The sequence below is a fragment of the Streptomyces sp. NPDC001714 genome (genome assembly GCF_042892755.1).
Classification (GTDB): Bacteria; Actinomycetota; Actinomycetes; order Streptomycetales; family Streptomycetaceae; genus Streptomyces.
Genome location: NZ_JBIAUL010000011.1, coordinates 249,928 through 271,776 on the forward strand (window position 1 = coordinate 249,928; position 21,849 = coordinate 271,776).

15 protein-coding genes are annotated in these 21,849 nt (G+C 72.7%); 6 read left to right on the forward strand and 9 right to left on the reverse strand.

The genetic code is table 11. The annotated features are described in order from the left end of the window. Window positions 1-47: 47 nt before the first annotated feature. From ACFY0P_RS28150 to ACFY0P_RS28165, 4 genes are read right to left on the reverse strand one after another with little or no spacing between them, the layout of a single operon-like run. A complete protein-coding gene (locus ACFY0P_RS28150; RefSeq protein WP_388918766.1) occupies window positions 48-1,322 on the reverse strand; it encodes a cation:proton antiporter in 1,275 nt (424 codons plus the stop codon). 14 nt (window positions 1,323-1,336) lie between these two features. Next, window positions 1,337-2,716, reverse strand: coding sequence for a cytochrome P450 (locus ACFY0P_RS28155; protein ID WP_388918769.1), 1,380 nt, complete (start codon window positions 2,714-2,716; stop codon window positions 1,337-1,339). After that, window positions 2,713-3,846: an alpha-hydroxy acid oxidase gene (locus ACFY0P_RS28160; protein WP_388918772.1), complete on the reverse strand. Its 1,134-nt coding sequence runs from the start codon at window positions 3,844-3,846 to the stop codon at window positions 2,713-2,715. Before ACFY0P_RS28160 ends, ACFY0P_RS28155 begins: the two co-directional genes overlap by 4 nt. Further along, window positions 3,846-5,435 (reverse strand): NAD(P)-binding domain-containing protein, encoded by a 1,590-nt coding sequence (locus tag ACFY0P_RS28165; RefSeq protein WP_388918775.1) that lies wholly within the window; start codon window positions 5,433-5,435, stop codon window positions 3,846-3,848. The genes ACFY0P_RS28160 and ACFY0P_RS28165 overlap by 1 nt, the downstream gene beginning before the upstream one ends. A gap of 215 nt (window positions 5,436-5,650) precedes the next feature. Between ACFY0P_RS28165 and ACFY0P_RS28170 the strand changes: the two genes are divergently transcribed. Further along, window positions 5,651-6,730, forward strand: a complete 1,080-nt coding sequence (locus ACFY0P_RS28170) for a mechanosensitive ion channel family protein (RefSeq protein ID WP_388918778.1) — start codon at window positions 5,651-5,653, stop codon at window positions 6,728-6,730. A gap of 15 nt (window positions 6,731-6,745) precedes the next feature. On the opposite strand, the gene ACFY0P_RS28175 is transcribed toward ACFY0P_RS28170, so the two are convergent. Further along, a complete protein-coding gene (locus ACFY0P_RS28175; RefSeq protein ID WP_388918781.1) occupies window positions 6,746-8,329 on the reverse strand; it encodes a M1 family aminopeptidase in 1,584 nt (527 codons plus the stop codon). A 203-nt stretch (window positions 8,330-8,532) separates the two neighbouring features. Between ACFY0P_RS28175 and ACFY0P_RS28180 the strand changes: the two genes are divergently transcribed. From ACFY0P_RS28180 to ACFY0P_RS28190, 3 genes are all read left to right on the forward strand, one after another. Beyond that, a complete protein-coding gene (locus ACFY0P_RS28180; protein ID WP_388918784.1) occupies window positions 8,533-10,749 on the forward strand; it encodes an NADP-dependent isocitrate dehydrogenase in 2,217 nt (738 codons plus the stop codon). 637 nt (window positions 10,750-11,386) lie between these two features. Further along, on the forward strand, window positions 11,387-12,220 hold the full coding sequence (locus tag ACFY0P_RS28185; protein WP_388918787.1) for an N-formylglutamate amidohydrolase: 834 nt from the start codon (window positions 11,387-11,389) through the stop codon (window positions 12,218-12,220). A gap of 58 nt (window positions 12,221-12,278) precedes the next feature. Then, the gene (locus ACFY0P_RS28190) at window positions 12,279-13,556 is read left to right on the forward strand and encodes a cytochrome P450 (RefSeq protein ID WP_388918790.1); all 1,278 of its coding nucleotides are present in this window, start codon (window positions 12,279-12,281) and stop codon (window positions 13,554-13,556) included. Between the two features lie 4 nt (window positions 13,557-13,560). Here the strand turns inward: ACFY0P_RS28190 and ACFY0P_RS28195 are convergent, their stop codons facing one another. The 3 genes from ACFY0P_RS28195 to ACFY0P_RS28205 are packed head-to-tail and all read right to left on the reverse strand — an operon-like array spanning window position 13,561 to window position 16,150. Next, window positions 13,561-14,076: a hypothetical protein gene (locus ACFY0P_RS28195; protein ID WP_388918793.1), complete on the reverse strand. Its 516-nt coding sequence runs from the start codon at window positions 14,074-14,076 to the stop codon at window positions 13,561-13,563. Further along, window positions 14,073-14,672, reverse strand: coding sequence for an RNA polymerase sigma factor (locus tag ACFY0P_RS28200; RefSeq protein ID WP_388918796.1), 600 nt, complete (start codon window positions 14,670-14,672; stop codon window positions 14,073-14,075). Before ACFY0P_RS28200 ends, ACFY0P_RS28195 begins: the two co-directional genes overlap by 4 nt. A gap of 35 nt (window positions 14,673-14,707) precedes the next feature. Next, entirely contained in the window at window positions 14,708-16,150 is a 1,443-nt protein-coding gene (locus ACFY0P_RS28205; protein WP_388918798.1) for a S8/S53 family peptidase, read from the reverse strand. 151 nt (window positions 16,151-16,301) lie between these two features. Between ACFY0P_RS28205 and ACFY0P_RS28210 the strand changes: the two genes are divergently transcribed. Further along, window positions 16,302-18,866: a CHAT domain-containing protein gene (locus ACFY0P_RS28210; protein WP_388919071.1), complete on the forward strand. Its 2,565-nt coding sequence runs from the start codon at window positions 16,302-16,304 to the stop codon at window positions 18,864-18,866. Between the two features lie 15 nt (window positions 18,867-18,881). On the opposite strand, the gene ACFY0P_RS28215 is transcribed toward ACFY0P_RS28210, so the two are convergent. Then, window positions 18,882-20,618 carry a LuxR C-terminal-related transcriptional regulator gene (locus ACFY0P_RS28215; RefSeq protein ID WP_388918801.1) on the reverse strand — a complete coding sequence of 579 codons (1,737 nt, stop codon included), beginning with the start codon at window positions 20,616-20,618 and terminating at the stop codon, window positions 18,882-18,884. 94 nt (window positions 20,619-20,712) lie between these two features. Here ACFY0P_RS28215 and ACFY0P_RS28220 point away from each other — a divergent pair, with 94 nt between their 5' ends. Further along, entirely contained in the window at window positions 20,713-21,792 is a 1,080-nt protein-coding gene (locus tag ACFY0P_RS28220; protein ID WP_388918804.1) for a M12 family metallopeptidase, read from the forward strand. Window positions 21,793-21,849: the final 57 nt, after the last annotated feature.

The window sequence follows — 21,849 nt, forward strand, 5'->3', positions numbered from 1 at the left end:
GGCAGGCCGCGTCAACCGAGGGCGCGTCGTCAGGAAGGGTGAGAGCATCAGGTGCGCACCACCTCCTGGCCCTGCTCCGTCGCCGGTCCGGTCGGTGTCCCGGCCGCGTCCCGCCGGTCGAGCCAGGACAGGACGGGGGCGGTCATCACCGTCGTCACCAGCGCCACGAGCACCAAGGCGGAGAACAGGGCGTCGCTGACGATTCCGGCGGCCAGGCCCACGTTGAGGGCGATGAGCTGCATGAGCCCGCGGGCGTTCATGAGAGCGCCCACACGCACCGCCACCGACGGCGGTTCGCCCCTGAGCCGCGCCACCGCCCAGCAGCCGCCGAACTTGCCGAGCACGGCCAGCACCACGGCCGCCGCGCCGAACGCCAGCACCGCGGGGTCGGCGAACACGTCGAAGCGGGTGTTGAGACCTGAGTAGGTGAAGAACATCGGGACGAAGACCACCTGGGTCACCGACTGGGTGGTCCGCACCAGGCCCTCGGCCGCCTCACCCCGGGGCATGGCCATGCCGACGCAGAAGGCCCCGAACACCGCGTACAGGTCGATGACGTCGGTGAACCACGCGGCGCCGAACAGCACCGCGACGGTGCCGAGGAGCCGGGTGTCGTCGCGCAGTCCGGGCCGGTTCACGATCGCGGCCAGCAGCGGGCGCCCCGCGAAGTACAGCACCGCCCCGAACAGCAGCGCACCGCCGATCGCGGTCAGCACCCGGCCCGGGTCGCCCGAGGCGGCGCTGAGGACCGCGGCCAGCATGATCCAGGCGACGGCGTCGTCGGTGGCGCCCGAGGCGAGGGACAGGGTGCCGAAGCGGGAGCCGGCCAGTCCGCGTTCGGTGATGATGCGGGCCAGCATCGGGAAGGCGGTGATGGCGAGGGCCACGCCGACGAAGCCCGCCGTGATCCAGACCGGGACGCCGTCGACGAAGATGTCCACGTGCCCGTGGGCCACGAGTGCCAGGCCCACGCCGAGGGCCAGGGGAACGGTGATCCCGGCCCCCGAGACGGCTGCCGCCGTCCCGGCGAGCCCGCGGCCCGCGTGCGCCCGGAACTCGTATCCGGCATGGAACATCAGGGCCACCAGGCCGATCTGCCCGGCCACGTACAGCACCGGCTTGAGCTCGGCCGGGAAGACCGCGTCGGACGCGCCCGGTGCGACCAGCCCGAACAGGGACGGTCCGAGCAGGACACCGGCGATCATCTCGCCGACGACGGGCGGCTGCCCGAAGCGGCCGGCGACGGCGACGACCAGCCGGCAGGCCAGCAGGATCACGACGACGGCGGCGAAGAAACGGGGAGCGAGCTCCACGGGTGTCATGGCGTCGCCTCCCCTCACCGGCCGCCGACGACGGACGGGGACGAACCGCCGGGCGCGGCGGCGAAGTAGCCGCGGCACAGGCCCTGGCGGCGGGCGTCCCACACCATGTAGGTGCCGAGGACCAGCTGGGTGAGGCTGCGCGGGACGTTCGCCCAGTGGTCGGCGAGCCGCAGCGCCGCGAGCCGCAGCCGGGGCGATCCGGTGTCCTCGCGCGGGATCAGGAGGCAGGGTCCGCGGCTGGGCAGCGAGCGGGTGTGCTCCGCTGACGACACCGGCCGGAACCGCCGTAACACCTCCTCGGCGGCGATCCGCATGGTCAGGACGGCGAAACCGCGGGCCGGGCAGGGCCGGTTGGCGGCGACGCCGAACGGGATGGAGGCGGCGGGCCGGGTGTCCCTGGACAGCCAGCGGTCGGGGTCGAAGCGGTCGGCCCCGGCCGTGCCCGAGCGCTGGTACTCGGGGTAGTTGAAGAGCAGGACCGAGCCCGGGGGGATGGCGGGACGGCCGTCGCGCGGGATCTCGCCCGTGGTGATCCGGTGGGCCACGCCGAACAGCGGGAAGTGCTGGAGGGTCTCGTCGATGACGTGGTCGAGGTAGTCGGGGTCGGCCGCCGTGCGCAGCCGGTCCTGCACCTCCTGGTGGGTGGCGAGGGCGAGCAGCAGGTGGGCCATGGCCTCCGACATCTGCACCACGGCCGTGTTGAAGAAGGTGCCCTGGAGGTAGTAGGCCCGTTCCCGCTCGGTGAGCAGCGCGGGCAGCGGCACCGGGGGCGGGTCGTGGGCGAGCCGCTCGCGCAGATAGGCGGTGAGGCGCATCCGGCGGTCCAGGTGCCGTAGCCGGGTGCACTTCAGGGCGCTGACCACGTCGTCGGCGTTGCCGGTGATCAGGTCCCGGACCTCGCGGGGGCAGGGGGCGCGGAAGACGACCTCGTAGTAGACCTCGGCCCACACCGGCATCATCAGGTCGCGCAACCGCACCTGGCGTGTTCCGGGTCCGAGTTCGGCCAGGACGTGGCGGGTGCAGCGGCCGACCAGCTCGGTCCACTCGGCGCGGGACGGCCCGGCGAGGATCTGCCGGGTGGTGCGGGCCACGTCGTCGTACCGGGGGCCGGGCTCCAGGTGTTCCTGGTGGACCTCGGGGCCGGGCGAGAGCCAGTACCAGAACAGGTCGGACAGGGCGGCGCCCCGGCTGCGGCCGTTGGCCGCCGGGTGGCCGTAGACCTGCTTGAACTCCTCGGCGGGCACCTCGCGGCCGGGGGCGGCGATGCCCTCCTCGCCGTTGAGCCGGGCGAAGATCCGCACACGGAGGGCGACCACCGCGCGAGGCAGCCACGAGGGCAGGCTCGCGACCAGGGCGAGGACGGCCAGGAGGGCGATCCATCCGGCGGCGCTCATGAGACCGCTCCGCCGAATGCCGCTCCCCCGGACTCCGCCCCGCCGAAGTGCCGTCCCGACCAGGCCGGGCGGACGAGATCCGGGGTGAGTTCGCCGAGGCCCGCCGCTCCGCACAGGGCGAGGGCGTCCTCGATCTCCTCGCGCAGCAGTTCCAGCAGCCGCCGCACGCCCTTCTCCCCGTCGGCGGCCAGCGCCCACATCACCGGGCGGCCGATGCCCACCGCCCGCGCGCCGAGCGCCAGCGCCTTGACCGCGTCGGTGCCGCGTCTGATCCCGCCGTCCAGAAGGACGGGGATCCGTCCGGCCACGGCCGCGACGATGTCCGGCAGGACCTCCAGCGTGGCGGGGACGGTGTCGAGCTGACGGCCGCCGTGGTTGGACACCAGCAGACCCGCCACGCCGTGGCGGACTGCGAGCCGGGCGTCCTCGGGGTGCAGGACGCCCTTGAGCAGGATCGGCAGGTCGGTGATCCCGCGCAGCCGGGTGATGTGGTCCCAGGAGAACTCAGGGGACATCGCGATCTGGCGGACGTGCCCGCGTTCGCCGTCGCGGAGGTCGACGAGGTTCTCGCAGCGCAGGCCCGCGGGCAGGTCGTGGAAGCCGTTGCGCCGGTTGCGCTCGCTCGCGCCGAGCACCGGAGAGTCGACGGTGACGACCAGGGCGGTGCAGCCGGCGTCGACGGCCCGGCGGACCAGGGCCTCGGTGATGCCCGGGTCGGGCTGGAGGTAGAGCTGGAACCAGAGCGGTACGGTCGCGCCGGGCGGGGCGGCGGCGCGGGCCGCGGCGGCGACCTCCCCGACGGCGACGGTCGACGCCATGCTCGCGATCATGATCGCCCCGGCGGCGGCCGCGGCCCGGGCCGTGGCCAACTCGCCCTCCGGGTCCACGAGTCGGTGGAAGGCGGTGGGCGAGAGCAGCACCGGCGTCCGGGCCCGCCCGCCGAAGAGCACGACATCCAGGTCGGGCACCGCGCGGCCGCGCAGCACACGGGGCAGCAGCCGCAGCCGGGCGTACGCCTCCTCGTTGGCCCGTACGGTGATCTCGTCGCGGGCGCCGCCGGCGACGAAGTCGGCGTGGACGGGGTCGAGTCGGTCGCGGGCGGCGGTCTCGAAGTCCTTCGCGCTGAACATCACGGCCGCCTCACCGTCCGGCCGGTCTTCGGTTCGGACATCAGTTCACGGGTGAAGAAGCCGGCGAGCGGGGCGTGGTGGACGTCGGGATGGTCCCAGTGGTTCTCCAGGTTCTCGGCCAGGTGGTGGGTGCCGAGGAGGTCGCCGTCGCGGAAGTGGCGGATCACGGGGTGGAGGTACGACGCGTCGAAGGCGTCGTCGACCGAGTTCTGCGCGGTGCGGCGGACGGTGATGTCGAAGGGGTCGACCTTGTCGTGGTCGGGTCCGTACTCCAGGGTGACGGTGAAGTAGTCGCGGTCCCGGGTGAGTTCGCTGATGTGCGCGTAGTCGACGGGGACCTCCTCGTGGTACCGGGCCGTGCCGTCGTCCGCCGTGACGATCAGGTCGCCGATCACGGCGAACTGCTGCCACAGCGCGGAACTCCGGTTGACCCGGGCCACCACGGCGTCGGCGAGCTCCGACGGAGCGGTGGTGAGCGGGCGGTGCGGCCAGGGCCGGTCGTGGTGGCGTTCGTCGAGGATGCGGCTCAACGCCCTTACGGCGTAGCGGAATCCGTGGACGAATCCGCTGGTGGACTTCTTGAAGTCGCGCTGTTGCATCAGCGTTCCGGCGAAGTAGAGTCCGGGCACGTTGACGGACTCGTAGGCGGGGGTCAGCGCGGCGAAGCGGTCCCTGAGGACGAGTTCGGGGCGGCACTCCGCGTCGAACGGTGAGGCGTCGAAGCGGAAGCCCGTGCAGACGATCACCCGGTCGTAGACCAGCTCCTTCACGACCTCGTCGGCGCGGGAGAAGCTGAACCGCACGCGATAGCGGCCGCCGTCCCGCTCGATCGACTCGACGTTGCCGTCCAGCAGGGCGTTCAGCGACTTGAGCTGGTAGGTGTCGAGGAAGTTGTTGTTGACCGCCCGCAGATGGCCCACGAAGTGCGTGTTCCAGGCCAGTTTGATCGAGTGCGGTCCCGCCACGTGGATCACGGCGGCCGTCTCGACGAGGTTGTCAGCGGTCTCCAGCGCGGAGTTGCCCTTGCCGAGGATCAGGACACGCTGGTCGGTGAAGTCGTCGGGGTCGACGGAGACGTCCGGGTACGGCTCCGCCGTCTCGATGCCGGGGACGTCGGGGATGTAGGGCCGGGACACACCGGTGGCCATGACCAGCCGGCGGGCGCGGTGCTCGGCGCCGTGCTGGTCGGTGACGGTGAACCCGGTGTCGTCGCGGGCGATGCGGACCGCCCGGGTGTCGTAGGCGATGTCCAGTTTGAACGCCTCGGCGAAGTCGGCGAGATAACGCACGAAGTCGTCGGCGGCCGGGAAGTAGCGCGTGGAGTAGTGCTTGAACAGCAGGTCGGAGTCGTCGGACAGGAGCGAGTTCCAGTCCATCCGGAGGTTGAGCTCGGGATCCCGGGTGCCGTTGTGGACCTTGTTGATGGAGATCAGCTGCCGGTGCCGGGGGAACGTGCGGAAGAACGTGCCCGGTGTGCTGCCGCTCTCCAGGATGCGGAATTCGTGGCCTGCCGCCTGGAGGAGCTGTCCGAGCTGGAGTCCGGCGGGACCGGCTCCGACGACGAGATAGTCGAGCTGTTCCTGGTGCACAGTGCCTGCCTTCCGATGGGGGGTGGGGGCCGGAGCAGACGTGCGGGTGAGCCAGCGCAGAAGCCAAGTCCCCCAGGAGCCCCAGCGCTAGCCACGCCCCCCACATCGACAGCAAGTCGACAGGTTCGGCACAGCCCTGGCGGACGGGCGCCGGTACGAACCTCCGTGCGGATGCGGCAGGATGAGCGGTTGCACAACCGAATGGGAGGTAACCGGTGAACCGAGCGCTCACCGTCGATGACCTGGTCCTGGCCGGAATCGCCCTGGCGGCGGGGCTGTTGCTGGCCTTTCTGTCGCGCGGGATGCTGCGCTGGCTGGCCAAGCACGCGAAGCGGACCCGCTGGAGCGGTGACGACGTCGTCGTGGACGCGCTGCGCACGGTGGTGCCGTGGGCGGCGATCGCGGGCGGCGCGGCCGCCGCGGCGGCGGTGCTGCCGCTGACGAAGACGGTCCAGCACCACACGGACCAGTGCCTGAAGGTGCTGCTCATCTTCGCGGTGACGGTGTCGGCGGCACGGGTGGTCGCCGGGCTCGTGCAGTCGGTCACCCAGTCCCGCTCCGGGGTCGCCGGTTCGGCCACGATCTTCGTGAACATCACCCGGGTGCTGGTCCTGGCGATCGGCTTCCTGGTCATGCTCCAGACGCTGGGCATATCCATAGCGCCGCTGCTCACCGCCCTGGGCGTGGGCGGTCTCGCGGTCGCGCTCGCCCTCCAGGACACCCTCGCCAACCTCTTCGCGGGCATCCACATCCTCGCCTCCAAGACCGTGCAGCCGGGCGACTACATCCAGCTGAGCAGCGGCGAGGAGGGGTATGTCGTGGACATCAACTGGCGCCAGACGACCGTCCGCCAGCTCTCCAACAACCTGGTGGTCATCCCCAACGGCCAGCTGGCGAAGACCAACATGACCAACTACACGCGTCCCGAGCAGCAGCTGACGGTCCTGGTGCAGGTGGGTGTGGGCTACGACAGCGACCTGGACCACGTCGAGCGGGTCACGCACGAGGTCATCGCCGAGACCATGGCCGAGATCACCGGCGCGGTCCCGGACCACGAACCCGCCATCCGCTTCCACACGTTCGGCGACTCGCGGATCGGCTTCACGGTGATCCTGGGCGTCGGCGAGTTCAGCGACCAGTTCCGGATCAAGCACGAGTTCATCAAGCGCCTGCACCGCCGCTACCGCGAGGAGGGCATCCGCATACCGGCGCCGGCCCGCACGGTGGCGCTCCAGCAGGGGGCCGTGGTGATCCCGCAGCAGCGCACCGCCGGGGAAGTGCCGGTCACCGACTAGCCCCCTGGTCCTTTCTCAGAGCGTGGCCGAGTTGTCGTGGTGGTGCCCGCCCCGCAGGCTGTGCGGGGCGGCGAGGGACGGGGTCACCGGCGTGACCGTCCAGTCGGGGTGGCCGGGCATGCGCGGGGTCGTCGTGCCGTAGAGCCAGTCGCGGAGGAAGCCGGACCGGTCCTGGCCGGTGACCTCCGTGGCCACCGCGATGTAGTCCTCCGTGGAGGCCGAGCGGCGCCGGAAGCGGTCCAGGAAGGTGCGCTCCACCGCGTGGAAGGCGTCCTCGCCGACCAGCTCGCGGAAGGCGTACAGGACCAGGACGCCGCCGAGGTAGCGCTGGCTGTCGAAGAGGTTGACCTCGTTCGGGGCGGCCACCGGGCCGGAGTCGTGGCGCCACTGGTCGCCGCGGGCGTAGGTGTCCTTCATCCGGGCCTCCATGGTGGTGAGGCCCAGGGAGTCCGGCCAGCCGCGTTCGTAGCGGTAGAGCAGCCCGTAGAAGTCGGCATGGCCCTCGTTCAGCCACAGGTCGGCCCAGGTGGCGGGGCTGACCATGTTGCCGAAGTACGAGTGGACCAGCTCGTGCATCATGTGCGAGCCGATCTTCGGCTCGGCCTGGAGCAGGAAGTTCGGCTTGTAGAGGGTGAGGGTCTGGGTCTCCATGCCGGTGAAGTCGAAGGCGTTCGGGTCGTCGGAGTTGCAGGGCAGCAGGCCGTACGTCTCGAACGGGAAGGCGGCGCCGAGCCGGTCCTCCAGCCAGGCCACCTGGCCCGCGGTGAGGGCGAGCGCCGGTTCCAGGGCGGCGGCGCGGGCCGTGGGGACGACGTCCCGCAGCGGCAGGCCGTGCGGGCCCGGCCGGTCCTTGATCACGTAGTCGCCGACGGTGATCTGGACGAGTTCGGTGGCGATCGGCGAACGGGAGCGGTACGAGTACGCCGTGCGGTCGCCCGGCAGGTTCTCGGTGCAGGTGAGCAGGCCGTTCGCGACGCCCCGCAGGCCGCTCGGGACGGTGACGCGGAAGGTGAAGTCCGCCTTGTCCGAGGGGTGGTCGTTGCACGGGAAGACGGTGTGCGCGGAGTTGGGCTGCGGGCAGATCGCGAAGCCGTCGGGGGTGGGCACCCAGGCGGTGTGCGGGAGGGTGCGGCGCGGGTCGGCGGTGTAGGTCACGCACACCGTGACGTCGTCCAGCTCGCACAGCGGCCGGGCCGGGGTGATCCGCAGTTTCTCGTCCGCCTGCTCGAAGGCGGCGTCCCGGCCGTCGACCCGGACGGCGGATATGTCCAGGCCCAGGGCGTCCAGGGAGAAGCGGGACAGGTCCTGGGTGGTGCGGATGCGCAGGGTCGCGGTGGCGGCGACCAGGCGGGTCGTGGCGTCGTAGGCGAGGTCGAGGTCGTAGGCGCGGACCCGGTAGCCGGCGTTGCCGAGGGCCGGGTAGACGGGGTCGCCGAGGGTCTCCGGGCCCGGGGCGGGTGTGTCGCCCCCGGTCCTCGCGTCGCCCCTTGTCTCCCCCGCGGAGAAGGGACGCGCGAGGGCCGGGGCCCCCGTGGCCAGTACGGTCGCGGTGCCGAGCAGGGCGGCCGCCGGGGCCGTGACTCTGGTGCGATATCTCATGGTCCGCTTTCGCTCGGGCGGCCGGCTGGTCGGTCCGGCCGCCGGTCGATGGTGGCTCGTTCGTCTTGACCACCCTTTTGACCGATCCGGTTGCCTGTCGTATGACAAACGGATCTTCCGAGTCGCGGACCCCTGTCGAGTGTGGGCCGGTCACGAGATATCTTGATGTCGAGCAATGTTGCAGACGTGGAGCGGAGCACCCGGTGACTGACTCGACCATCATCTACACCTACACAGACGAGGCCCCGGCCCTCGCGACGCACTCGTTCCTGCCGGTGATCCAGGCGTACGCCTCGCAGGCCGGTGTCGCCGTGGACATCCGCGACATCTCGCTGGCCGGGCGCATCATCGCCCACTTCCCGGAGTACCTGAACGAGGACCAGCGCGTCCCGGACGCCCTGGCCGAGCTGGGCGACCTGGCCAAGAAGCCCGAGGCCAACATCGTCAAGCTGCCGAACATCTCGGCGTCGATCCCGCAGCTGAAGGCCGCCGTCGCCGAGCTCCAGGGCAAGGGCTACGCGCTGCCGGACTACCCGGACGACCCGAAGACGGACGAGGAGCGCGAGATCCGCGCCCGCTACGACAAGGTCAAGGGTTCCGCCGTGAACCCGGTCCTGCGTGAGGGCAACTCGGACCGCCGCGCCCCCGCCTCGGTCAAGAACTACGCCAAGACCCACCCGCACCGCATGGGCGCCTGGACCCCCGAGTCCAAGACCAACGTGGCGACCATGGGCGAGAACGACTTCCGCTCGACCGAGAAGTCCGCGGTGATCTCCGAGGCCGGCGCGCTCAAGATCGAGCTGGTCGCGGAGGACGGCACCACCACCGTCCTCAGGGAGTCCGTACCGGTCCTCGAGGGCGAGGTCGTCGACGCCTCCGTGCTGCACGTCGCACAGCTCAACGACTTCCTGGCCGCGCAGGTCGCCCGCGCCAAGCAGGAGGGCGTCCTGTTCTCCGTGCACCTGAAGGCCACGATGATGAAGGTCTCCGACCCGATCATCTTCGGTCACGTGGTGCGCGTCTTCTTCCCGAAGACGTTCGCGAAGTACGGCGAGACGCTCAAGGCGGCCGGTCTGTCCCCGAACGACGGTCTGGGCGGCATCCTCAAGGGCCTGGAGAACCTGCCCGAGGGCGCCGAGATCAAGGCCTCCTTCGACGCCGAGATCGCCGATGGCCCGGCCCTGGCGATGGTCGACTCCGACAAGGGCATCACCAACCTGCACGTGCCCTCCGACGTCATCGTCGACGCCTCGATGCCGGCCATGATCCGCACCTCCGGCCACATGTGGGGCCCGGACGGCCAGGAGGCCGACACCCTCGCGGTGATCCCGGACTCCTCCTACGCCGGCGTCTACCAGGCCGTGATCGAGGACTGCCGGGCCAACGGCGCCTTCGACCCGTCCACCATGGGCTCGGTCCCGAACGTCGGCCTGATGGCACAGAAGGCCGAGGAGTACGGCTCCCACGACAAGACCTTCGAGATCCCCACCGCCGGCACGGTCCGCCTGGTCGACGCGGCCGGCAACGTCGTGATCGAGCAGCCGGTCGCCGCCGGTGACATCTTCCGCGCCTGCCAGACCAAGGACGCGCCGATCAAGGACTGGGTGAAGCTGGCCGTCACCCGCGCCCGCGCCACCGGCGACCCGGCCGTCTTCTGGCTGGACGAGGGCCGCGCCCACGACGCGCAGCTGATCGCCAAGGTCAACGCGTACCTGCCGGAGCACGACACCGAGGGCCTGGACATCCGGATCCTGTCCCCCGTCGAGGCCACCAAGCTGTCGGTGGAGCGGATCCGCCGCGGCGAGAACACCATCTCCGTCACCGGCAACGTCCTCCGCGACTACCTGACCGACCTCTTCCCGATCCTGGAGCTGGGCACCAGCGCCAAGATGCTGTCGGTCGTCCCGCTGATGGCGGGCGGCGGCCTGTTCGAGACGGGCGCCGGCGGCTCCGCACCGAAGCACGTCCAGCAGCTGGTCAAGGAGAACTACCTGCGCTGGGACTCCCTCGGCGAGTTCTTCGCCCTGGTGCCGTCCTTCGAGCAGTACGCCGACTTCACCGGCAACGCCCGCGCCAAGGTGCTGGCCGACACCCTCGACCGCGCGACGGCGACCTTCCTCAACGAGGACAAGTCCCCGACCCGTCGCGTGGGCGGCATCGACAACCGCGGCAGCCACTTCTACCTGTCCCTGTACTGGGCGCAGGAGCTGGCCAAGCAGACCGACGACGCCGAGCTCGCCAAGGCGTTCGGGCCGCTCGCCGAGACGCTCGCCGCCAACGAGCAGAAGATCGTCGACGAGCTGCTCGCCGTCCAGGGCTCGCCGGCCGACATCGGCGGCTACTACCAGCCCGAGAAGGCCAAGGCGGACGCGGTCATGCGCCCGTCGGCCACCTGGAACGCGGCCCTCGCGGCCCTCTAGGACCGCCCGGCCCTCCAGGCCGCCTTGCTGCAGTCTCCGCCCCGGCAGGCACCCCGCCCGCCGGGGCGGAGCCGTGTCCGGCTCCGCCGGCCCTCGGCCCGGCCCGGTCAGCGGTCGGTGGGAGCGTCAACGTTCGTCGACAGCTTCGCCGAGGACGGCGTCTTCAACGACATGGTCCCCGGCGTTGCCTACCGGGGTACGGCGCTCGGTGACGTGCTGCTGGCCGTCCAGGGCACGTTCGAGGGGCCGCTGCAGTCGCCGGCGACACCGTCAAGCCGAACGGCGCGAAGGTCGACATACCCACTGCCGACTTCTGGTACCTGCACAACGGCAAGGTGGAGAAGTTCAACTGCTTCGTCGGGTACTCGACCATGTACCGGCAGATGGGCGTGGACCGGGACTGGGCCTCGGCCGTCGACAAGCACTGACCCGCGCCCCGGCGGGTGATGCCCGGCCCTGCCGGCCGCGCATCACCCGCCGGTCTCTGCGTCGACGGCGTTGCCTCTTCCCCTCGGCTTCCCATCAGCAGGATGCGCACATCGGCAACGGGATTTTCGGGGCTCGCCCGGTGCGACGTGGACCCCACCACCCACGGCTGACACGCCTGCCCGCCCTCGTCGGTCGTCGATGTGACACCGTGATCCCGCACGCTGCCACCGACAACGCCCAGGAGCCGCCCGTGTCCCAGCCGTCGTACGCACTCCTGCCCGGCGCCGACGAGTCACCCGTGATCCTGCACGTGCCGCACTCCGCGCGGGCGGTCCCGTCCGACGTACGGGCGGACATCGTGCTCGACGACGCCGCCCTGGAACGGGAGTTGGACCACATCACGGACGCGCACACGGCCGGGATCGCGGAGGCCGCGGCCGATCTGGCCGCAATCACCCCCTGGCGGTTCGTCAACCGGCTGTCGCGGCTGGTGGTGGACCCGGAGCGGTTCCCGGACGAGCGGGAGGAGATGCTCGCCGTCGGGATGGGGGCCGTGTACACGCGGACCACGCACCGGGGTGTGCTCCGGGACGAGCCGTACGACCCCGAGCCGCTGGTCGAGCGGTACTTCCGGCCGTACGCGCGGGCGATGACGGAGGCCGTCGCCGGACGGCTGGCCGCGACCGGGCGGGCCGTGGTGATCGACGTGCACTCCTATCCGAGCCGGGCGCTGCCCTACGAGCTGCACGGGGCGGGGCCGCGGCCGCCGGTCTGTCTGGGCACGGACGCCTTCCACACACCGGCCGAGCTGACGGAGGCGGCCCGCAAAGCCTTCGCGGGGTGCGGGGAGACGGGGCTGGACAGCCCGTTCGCCGGGACCTACGTGCCGCTGGAGTTCTGCGGGGCAAACGTGCGGGTCGCCGCGCTGATGGTCGAGATCCGGCGGGACCTCTACATGACCGAGCCCGGCGGTCCGGCGGGCGCGGGAGCGGACCGGCTCGCCGCCGCCCTCGCCGCGCTCGTGGACGCCGCCGGGCGCTGACCCTCCGGCTGGAGCATTCCGCCAGGACACGGGGTGGGGGCCGTACGACCGTGGAGGCATGACCACGGAGATCACCGCGCCCACCACGACCACGGAGCCGGCCGCGCCCGCGGCGACCGAGCCGCTCGCGCCCGTCTGCGAGGCAGGGCCGCCGGTGCGGGACTGGCCCGCGCTCGAACTGGAGGGGACGGACTTCGACCCGGTCCTCGCAGCCCTGATGACGGAAGGGCCGGTGACCCGGATCCGGCTGCCGTACGGCGAGGGCTGGGCATGGCTGGCGACCCGGTACGAGGACGTCAGGACCGTCACCAACGATCCGCGGTTCAGCCGCGTCGAGGTCACCCGGCGCCAGGTGACCCGGCTGGCCCCGCACTTCCAGCCCCGTCCGGGTTCGCTGGCCTGGGCCGACCAGCCCGACCACAACCGGCTGCGCAAGCCGCTCGCCGGTGCCTTCACGGTCGGCGCGATGAAGCGGCTGCGGCCTCGGGCGCAGGAGATCCTCGACGGACTGGTGGACGGGATCGTCCGGGACGGGCCGCCCGCCGATCTGATCGAGCGGGTGCTGGAACCGTTCCCGATCACCGTGGTCAGCGAGGTGATGGGGGTACCGGAGGCGGACCGGGACCGGGTGCACGCCTGGACCCGGCAGATCATCTCCACCTCGGGCGGAGTCGAGGCCGCCGATGCCGCCAAGAAGGGGCTGTACGGGTGGATCACCGAGGCGGTACGCGCGCGTGCCGGCAGCGCGGGCGAGGACGTGTACTCGCTCCTCGGGAGTGCCGTGGCCCGGGGCGAGATCGACGAGGAGGAGGCCGTGGGGCTGGCCGGTCCGCTGCAGATCGGCGGCGAGGCGGTCACCCACAACTGCGGGCAGATGCTCTTCCTGATGCTGACGCGGCCGGAGCTGATGGCGCGGATGCGGGAGCGGCCGGCGGAGCGCGGGCCGGTCCTCGACGAGTTGCTGCGCTGGATCCCGCACCGCAGCACGGTCGGGCTCGCCCGGATCGCCCTCGAGGACGTCGAGCTGAGCGACGGCACCCGGATCGCGGCCGGCGAACCGGTGTACGTCTCCTACCTCGCCGCCAACCGCGACCCGGCCGTCTTCCCCGACCCGGACCGCATCCTGCCGGACCGCGACCCGAACCCGCACTTCGCCTTCGGCAACGGCGCGCACTACTGCACGGGCGCGGTCCTGGCCCGGCTGCAGACCGAGCTGCTGGTCGGCACCCTCCTGGACCGGCTGCCGGGGCTACGGCTCGCGGTGCCGGCCGAGGGTGTGGAGTGGCGGCGGAAGACGATGATCCGCGGGCCGCGAACGCTGCCTGCCACCTGGTGACGCCTCAGGCCCGCAGCCACTCCGTCACGATCACGTCCCCGCCCGTCCGCAGCCGGAGCGCGAACGGGCCGGCGGGCGGCGTGTCACTGGCGAAGCGGCCCATGCCGTCGACCGTGAGCGGATACGCCGCCGCCGGGCCGCCGAGCACCTCGATGCGCGCCGACTGCGGCGGCAGCAGCTGGCCGAGCAGTCCGTCGTCGGTGACCTCGACGTCCACGGTCAGCTCACCCGCCCGGAAGGTCAGCATCCGGGGCGGGTCCTCGACCCCCCTGATCGGGATCGCGTCGACCAGGGAGTCGAAGGTCAGCTCGGCGACCCGGGCGTCCAGGTCGTGCAGCAGGTAGGCGTCCATGGCCAGTTGCAGCAGTTCGGCCGGGAGCGGGTCGAGGACGGCGGCCGCGCCGCGCAGTTCCTCCTCCAGGAGATCCGCGTCGAAGTCGCCGTCGCCCAAGGCCTCGTCGAAGGCCTCGTCGAAGGCCTCGTCGAAGCCCTCGTCGGCCGGGAACTCGTCGTCGTTCACACCGCACCCCTCGCGTCGAGCCGGGCCCGCAGCCGGCGCAGACAGCGCTGGCGCAGCGGGCCGATGCTGCCCACGGCGATGCCCAGCGCGACGGACACCTCGACATAGCTGGGCGGCGGCGAGGCCATCAGGACGCGCAGCAACTGCCTGCAGCGGTCGCCGAGTTCCTCGAACTCCTGCCACAGCAGACGGATCCGCTCCGCCTCGTCCGCCTGGTCCTCCGCGTCGATCAGGGACTGTTCGGGCGTACGGTCCTCGCTGATCCGGTCGAGGACCTGGGGGTCGTCGGTCGGCAGCAGCCGGGTCAGCCCCCGGATCACCTTCAGGCACTCGTTGCGTGCCGTGCTGGCCAGCCAGGAGCCCGCCTTGTCGGGCTCCCGGATACGGCCGAGGTGCTGGGCGAACCGGAACCACACGGTCTGGTACACCTCGTGCCCGTCGGCGTCGGAGAGCCGGTGCGCGCGCACCACGGACCACACCAGTGGGCTCAGCCCTTCAACGAGCGCCTTCCAGGCCGCCGCGTCGCCGTCGACGGCGGCCCGGACCAGCGCGCCGACCTCTGCTCGGTCCACGGTCCCACCCCTCGTGTACGGCAAGTCATGGTACGCCGTGGAGGGGAGTGTTCCGGAACTCAGGCCGTGGCTGCCGGCATCACCACCGGGACCGGCTGCCAGCCTGCCGGGCGGAGCGCCGGTACGTGGACCCCGCGCACCTCCGCGTACTCCGTGATGCTCTGCAGGAGTTGGGCGCCCGCGGCGCGCGGGTCGGACTCCCTGAGCGTGGTCATCCGGTCGGCGACGAGGCCGGCCACGATGGGGGTGGCGAACGATGTTCCGCTCCACTGTGCGAACCCTTCGAACATCACTTGGTCCGGTTTGCCGGGGCCGGTCGTCCCGGTGTCGGTCAACACGCCGGTGTGGCGCGGGTACTGGCAGGTGCAGGCATAGGTGAAGCCGAACCGGCAGGCGTCGTAGGTGGTGTGCTGGTACACGTACGGCACCGGTGCGTCGAAGCCGGCCATGGCGCCGATGAGTTGCTCGCCGGGGGCGTAGACCTTGACCCAGCTGCCGTAGTTGGTGAAGCAGGCACCGTACTCGCCGTCGCTGCGCAGTGCGCCGACCGAGAGGACCGTGTTCGCGTAGCCGGGCAGGTCGGCGCAGGCGGCGGGCCAGAAGTGGGTGGCGCTGCCGTTGTTGCCGGCGGCGGCGACGAGCAGGGTGGACTGCTCGCGCAGGGCGTCCATGAAGGCCTCGACGGCGAGCAGTCCGTCGGCGCTGCCGTTCGGGGTGCCGGCGGAGAGGCTGATGACGTCCGGCCAGCCGTGCTGGTCGATCGCTTCGAAGAGCTTGGCGCCGAACTCGGACTCCAGGATGGCGCCGGCGTCGTTCAGGGTGTTGGTGACCGTGATGTCGCTGTTGGGCGCGAGGGCGGCGATGAGCCCGGCGATGAAGGTGCCGTGGCCGACGTACTGCTGGAGGATGCCTTCGGCGTCGGTCTCGTTGAGCTGCGGGTCGCCCTGGACGCGGGCGAGGAGCGGGTAGGTGCGGTAGTCGTGCACCAGACCGGTGTCCATCACCAGCACGCTGACCGCGGTGTCCGGGTCGTAGTTCCCTTCCACGGCCTGCGGGTTGGGGGTCTGGGTGAGCAGGGCGGGGAGCGGTTCGCAGGGGTTGCAGGAGTTGGCGTTCGGGGTGGTGGACACCACGTGGTTGCGGCTGACCAGGCGGCGGCCGGCGCGGCCCTCCGCCGCCCGCACGGCGCGCAGGGCGTGGCGGACTGCGGGGTCGGCGGTGCGGTCGCCGTGGTTCGGGTCGCCGACCCGGATGCGGGTGACCCCGGTGCGGTTGGTCTCCGGTCCCGCCCTGCGCACGTGGTCGGCGACCAGGCCGGCGGTGGCGGTGAAGTGGGCGCGCACGGTGTCCTCGACGACTCGGGCCTCCTCGCCGTCGCGGGCGAGGACCACCCCCTTCTCGTACAGGAACTCGGCCGCGTCGTCGGGCCCCATCGCCAGTGGAACGTCCGGCATGGAGCGCTGGATCTGCTCGAACTGCTCATGGAATCGCTGAGGTGCCATGGCCTGTCTCCTCCCCCAGAAACGGCGTTCTTCAGTCAGACTCGCGAAGCCGCCGCTTGATACAGCGTCAAACCTGTGGGGCATGTATGCCCAGGCCACTACCATCCGAGGGGTGAGTGCGGGAAGCGATTCGGTTACGGAACTCCTGCCGATGGTGTTCGCCGCCCCCGGCGAGGCCCTGGCCCGGGCGGAACACGTCCTGCGGTCCGATCCGTCGCCGCTGGACGCGTCCGTCGCGCACCAGGTCATCGGCATCTGGCAGCGGGACTTCGGGGACCTGGCCGTGGCCCTCGACCATCTGCGGCGCGCCCGGGACTGGGCGGCGCGCGCGGAGTCGGCGGATCGGGAGGCGGATGTTCTCGCCACCCTCGGAGTCGCCCTGGTGCACGCGGGGCGCACCCGGCAGGGGATGGCCGCGTTGGACCGCGGGGTGGCCCGGGGCAACGGGCACACCCGGGCGCGGGTGCTGTACCGGCGGGCGTTCGCCGGGTGGGTGCTGGGCCGGCACCGGGAGTCCCTGGAGGACCTGCGGCGGGCGATACCGGTGCTGCGGCAGGCCGACGACGTGATCTGGACCGCGCGGGCGCTGAGCGTGCGGGCCACCGTGCATCTGGCGATGGGCGCGGTGGAGCGGGCCGACGCGGACTTCACGGCGGCCGAACTGCTGTGGGAGACGACGGGCCAGGAGCACGACAAGGCGGTCGCCGTGGAGAACCGGGGCCTGGCCGCGTACCGGTCCGGCGACATCCCGGCGGCACTGCGGCTGCTGGCCGAGGCCAAGGAGCGGTACGACGAGCTGGGCACGCCCTCGTTCATGCTGTACATCGCGCGCTGCGACGTGCTGATGGCGGCCGGTCTCGCCCCGGAGGCGCTGGCCGAGGCGGACGCGGCGATCGCGACCCTGGACCGGATCGGCGGGCAGTCCACCCGCAAGGCCGAACTGCTGCTGACCGCCGCCCGGTCCGCGCTGTCGACCGGGGACGCGCAGACCGCGATCGCCCGTGCGGCCGTCGCCGTACGGCTGTTCTCGGGGCAGCGGCGGAGCTGGTGGGAGACGCATGCGCGGCTGGTGCTGATCGAGGCGCGGGTGGCCGGCGGGGCCGCGTCGGGGCGGCTGGTGCAGGACGCGGCGGCGGTCGCCGACCGGCTGGCGTCCTTCGGTGCGCCGGCCGCGCCGGAGGCCTCGCTGCTCGCCGGGCGGATCGCGCTGGCGCTGGGCTGGACGGCGGACGCGGAGCGGCATCTGGCGGTGGCAGCCCGCAGCAGGCACACCGGCCCGCCGCTGGCCCGGATGACCGGCTGGGCCGCACAGGCGCTCCGGGCCCGGGCGGCCGGTTCGGGCCGTGGCGTCCTGGAGGCGTGCCGGCGCGGGCTCGACGTCCTGGACGACCACCGGATGACCCTGGGCGCCTCTGAGCTGCGGGCCCGGGCCACCGCGCAGGGTGCCGAACTGGCCGCGCTGGCCCAGCAGGCGAGCCTCGCGCACGGCGGCCCGCGCCGGCTCCTGGAGTGGAGCGAGCGCTGGCGGGCCACGGTGCTGTCCACTCCGCCGACCCGGCCGCCCGCGGACCCTGCCCTGCTCGCCTCGCTGACCGCGTTCCGGGAGATCGCGTCCCGCGCGGAGGAGGCCCGCCGGGAGCGCCGTCCGGTGCCCGCCCTGGAGCGTGAACAGCGGCGCCTGGAACGGGAGATCCGCGCCCGTACCCACCACACCCGCGGCGACGCGCCCGGCGGCGGCGACCGTTTCGATCCGGCGCTCCTGCTGGACCGGCTCGGCGACGCCCGGCTGGTCGAACTCGCCGTCCTGGACGGCCGGGTGCACGTCCTGCTGTGCGGACAGGGCCGGGTACGGCGCTTCGCGGGCGGCCTGCTGGCGGAGGCGGTCGCCGAGGCGGAGCACGTCCAGGCGGGGCTGCGGCGGCTCGCGCACCCGGGTGCGGAGGGCCGGCTGCCGGTGGTGGAGGCCGCCGGGAAGCGGCTGGAGGAGCTGCTGCTGGGCGCGGCGGCGGACCAGCTCGGCTCCGGGCCGGTGGTGATCGTCCCGCCGGGCGCGCTGCACCGGGTGCCCTGGGCTCTGCTGCCCGCCCTGCGGGAGCGGGTGCTCAGCGTGTCGCCGTCGGCGTCGAGCTGGCTGCGGGCCCGGGAGACCGAGCCGCCGCCGGGCGGCCGCCATGTGCTGGTCCGCGGGCCGGGGCTGGCGACCGGGGGCGCGGAGGTGCCCGAGGTGGCGGGCCGGTACGCGACGGCGCGGATCCTGGAGCACGACGAAGCCCAGGTTCCACGGGTCCTCGAGGAGTTGGACGGCGCCGCACTCGCGCACATCGCCGCGCACGGCACGTTCCGCGCGGACAGCCCGCTCTTCTCCTCCCTGCGGATGGCCGACGGTCCGCTGATCGTGCACGACTTCGAACGCCTCGCCCGCAGCCCCTACCGGATCATCCTCTCCAGCTGCGACACGGCCCGGCTCGCCTCGGTCGGCGCCGACGAACTCCTCGGTCTGGTCACCGCGCTGCTGCCGCTGGGCACGGCCGGGGTGGTGGCGAGCAGCGCCCCCGTCAACGACGCGGCCGTGGTCCCGCTGATGCTGGCCCTGCACAAGGGGCTGGGCGCCGGGCTGTCGCTGGCGGAGTCGCTGCGCGACGCCCGGGCCGCCCTGCCGGGCGACGCGCTCCACCAGGCGACGGGGTGGGCGTTCGCCGCGTTCGGGGCGGCCTGAGCGGGGATCGATCCGCTAGGCCGACTGCCGGTCCGGCTCGACCACCAGCCACGGCAGCGCCGTGCGGTCGCTCGCGCCGAGGCGGGTGTAGGCGCTGTAGAGGTGGTTGCCCACCGTCCGTACGGACAGGGTCAGTCGCTCGGCGATCTGGCGGTTGCTGAGGCCCGCGGCGGCGAGGGTGACGATCTGGCGTTGGCGGGCGGTGAGCTCGCCGAGCACCAGGCCGGACAGGGCCGGGGTGCGGGCGCCCTGGCAGCGGCGGGCGAGGGCGACCGCGCGGGTGCGTGACATCCGGGCGGCGCGCGGGTCGCGGTGGGCGCGGACGGCCTGGGCGTGGGCCTCCGCCGCGAACAGCAGCAGTCCGCGTGCCGCGAGCGCCTCGGCCGCCCGGTCCAGGGCGGGTCCGTCACCGCGGGCGAGGGCCTGCGCGTGCCGTGCGAGCACGCCGTCCAGCCGCCCCGCAGCCCTCGCGGCCCCCTCGGCCTCTCCGAGCCGTACGGCGCCGTAGTGCGCGAGACCCCCGTCCCCGCGCACTACGGCAGCTTCCCCCCACTCGGCGGCGGCACGGGCGAGTTCGGTACGGCAGGAGGCGTCGCCCGGCGCCGTCCGCAGTCCCTCCCTCGCCCACGCCGCCGCCTCTCGCAGCTCCCCCCGAAGCCACGAGTACCGGGCACGCACGGCCGCGTACCCGGTCGGTACGGGCAGGTCTCCCGCCGCCAGCCACTCCCCCACCGGGGCCGGCACCTCCCGTACGTCCAACTGCTGGATGTGTTCCTCCAGTTGCTCCTGTTCGTCCTTCAGGGCGGGCTCGCACTGCTCGGGGGTCCGGGCCAGTCGGCGGGCCCGCAGCCGGCCCGCGGAGGCGCGCAGCGCCGGACCGTGCAGGGGGTGGGCGAGGCGGACGGCACCCCCGTCGTCGACGTGGATGAGGCCGTCGGTCTCCAGCCCTTCGAGAGCGGCCAGGTCGAGGGCGTCGTCGAGGTGGAGCGGCAACGGCTCGGCGAAGGCCAGGCGTTCGAGGGTGTCGCGCTCCCCCGGCCCCCGGCGGTCCAGCAGGAGGGCGATCCGGTCCCGTACGGTCGCGGTGAGGGGCAGCGGACCGCGCCAGGCCCACTCGCCGGTGTCCGGGATCCGGGTCAGCGGGCCGGACTCGCGGAGCGCGCCGAGCAGGTCGCGCAGCAGCCGCAGGTCGCCCCGGCACACCCGGTGCAGCCGGCGCACGGTGAGCGGTTCCAGCCGGCCGCCGGCGAGCAGCGCGGCCGTCTCGTCGTAGGGCAGCGGTTCCAGGGCGAGGTGGGTGAGGAGTTCCCCGGTCCACAGCCGGGAGACCGCGCCGGGGACGGATGCCGTGCCGGCGGCGGCCACCACGAGCCGGGTGCGGCCGTGCACAGCGAGCTGGTGGACGAGGGCGGCCGAGGCCTCGTCGAGGAGGTGGGCGTCGTCGACGACCAGGAGCCGTGTCCCGGACAGCTGCCGGACCGCGCCGGGCAGCGAGACGCGGTCGGAGAGCAGGTGCGCGAACGCGGCGAACGGGAGGGCGCTGGTCTCGGGGGTGCCGGTGACCCGGACGCAGTCGGTGCCCCGGACGGCCTCGGTGATCAGCCGGGTCTTGCCGACGCCCGCCGGACCGGTCACCACGACCCCCTGGCGGCCGGCCACCGACGACCGCCTGACCAGCTCCAGTTCGTCCTCCCGGCCGGTGAACGGCCAGGGCGGTTCGAGGGGTCGCGCGTCCTGTTCGTAAGTCGTCACGTGAGTATGAGTCGCGTTACTCAGCCCTGATACAGGGGGACTTGAGTAGCCTCCGACTCAGGCGTGCGGCCGGGTCGAACGGCAGTCTGGGCGCATGACCCGACGCTACTGCTCGCTTCCGCAGCAGTCGGCCCCGGCGTTCGCGCCGGGACTGGCCGCCGAGCGGCTCGGCGCGCTCGTGGGCGGGCGGCGGATGTGGGTCAACGGCACGGTGCTGCACTACTGCTTCTTCGACGCCGACACCGACGCCTCGGTGATCCCGGTCCCGGGGACCGGGGAGATGCGCCGGGTGCCGTGGGCCGGTGCCGAGGAGCAGCGGGACGTGGTGCGCGCGTGCTTCCGGGAGTGGCAGGACCTCGGCATCGGGGTGACGTTCGCCGAGGTCGTCGACCGGTGCGAGGCGGAGCTGCGGATCGGCTTCCAGCTGGGGGACGGATCCTGGTCGGCGGTGGGCCGGGACGCGCTCTCGGTGGGCGCGGGCGAGCGCACCATGAACCTGGGCTGGGACCTGACCGGGCCCGACGGCCGCTGGACGGCGCTGCACGAGATCGGGCACGCGCTCGGGATGCAGCACGAGCACCAGAGCCCGTTCGCGGGCGTCCACTGGGACGACGAGGCGGTCTACGCCGACCTCGCGGGACCGCCGAACCACTGGAGCCGGGACCGGACCGACTTCAACATCCTGCGCCCACTGGATCCGGCCGAGGCCAACGGTTCGGTGTGGGACCCGCAGTCCGTGATGCAGTTCCCCTTCGGTCCGGGGCTGGTCCTGGAACCGGAGCACTACCACAACGGCCTGTATCCGCCGGGGTCGCTGTCCCCGGCCGACAAGGAGTTCGTGCTCCGCTGGTACCCGCCCGCCGATCCGCCGGCGGTGCTGGTGCCGTTCCGCTCGGCGCCGCTGAGCCTCGGGCCGGGCGGACAGGCCGACTTCGCCGTGGAGCCGCCGGAGACCCGCGTCTACAGCGTGGGCACCTTCGGGGAGAGCGACTCCGTCGTCGTGGTCTTCGAGGAGCGCGACGGGGAACCGCGCTACCTCGCCGGCCACGACGACGGAGGCACCCCGCACAACACCAGGATCAGGGTCAGGCTCGTCAAGGGCCGCCGCTACGCCGTCCGCGTCCGTCTCCATTCCACGTGGGGGTCGGGGGAGACAGCGGTCATGTGCTGGTGACAGCACGGCCGCGACGCGGAGGTCGGACCACTGTCCGGCACCGGGGGAAGCAGCCGC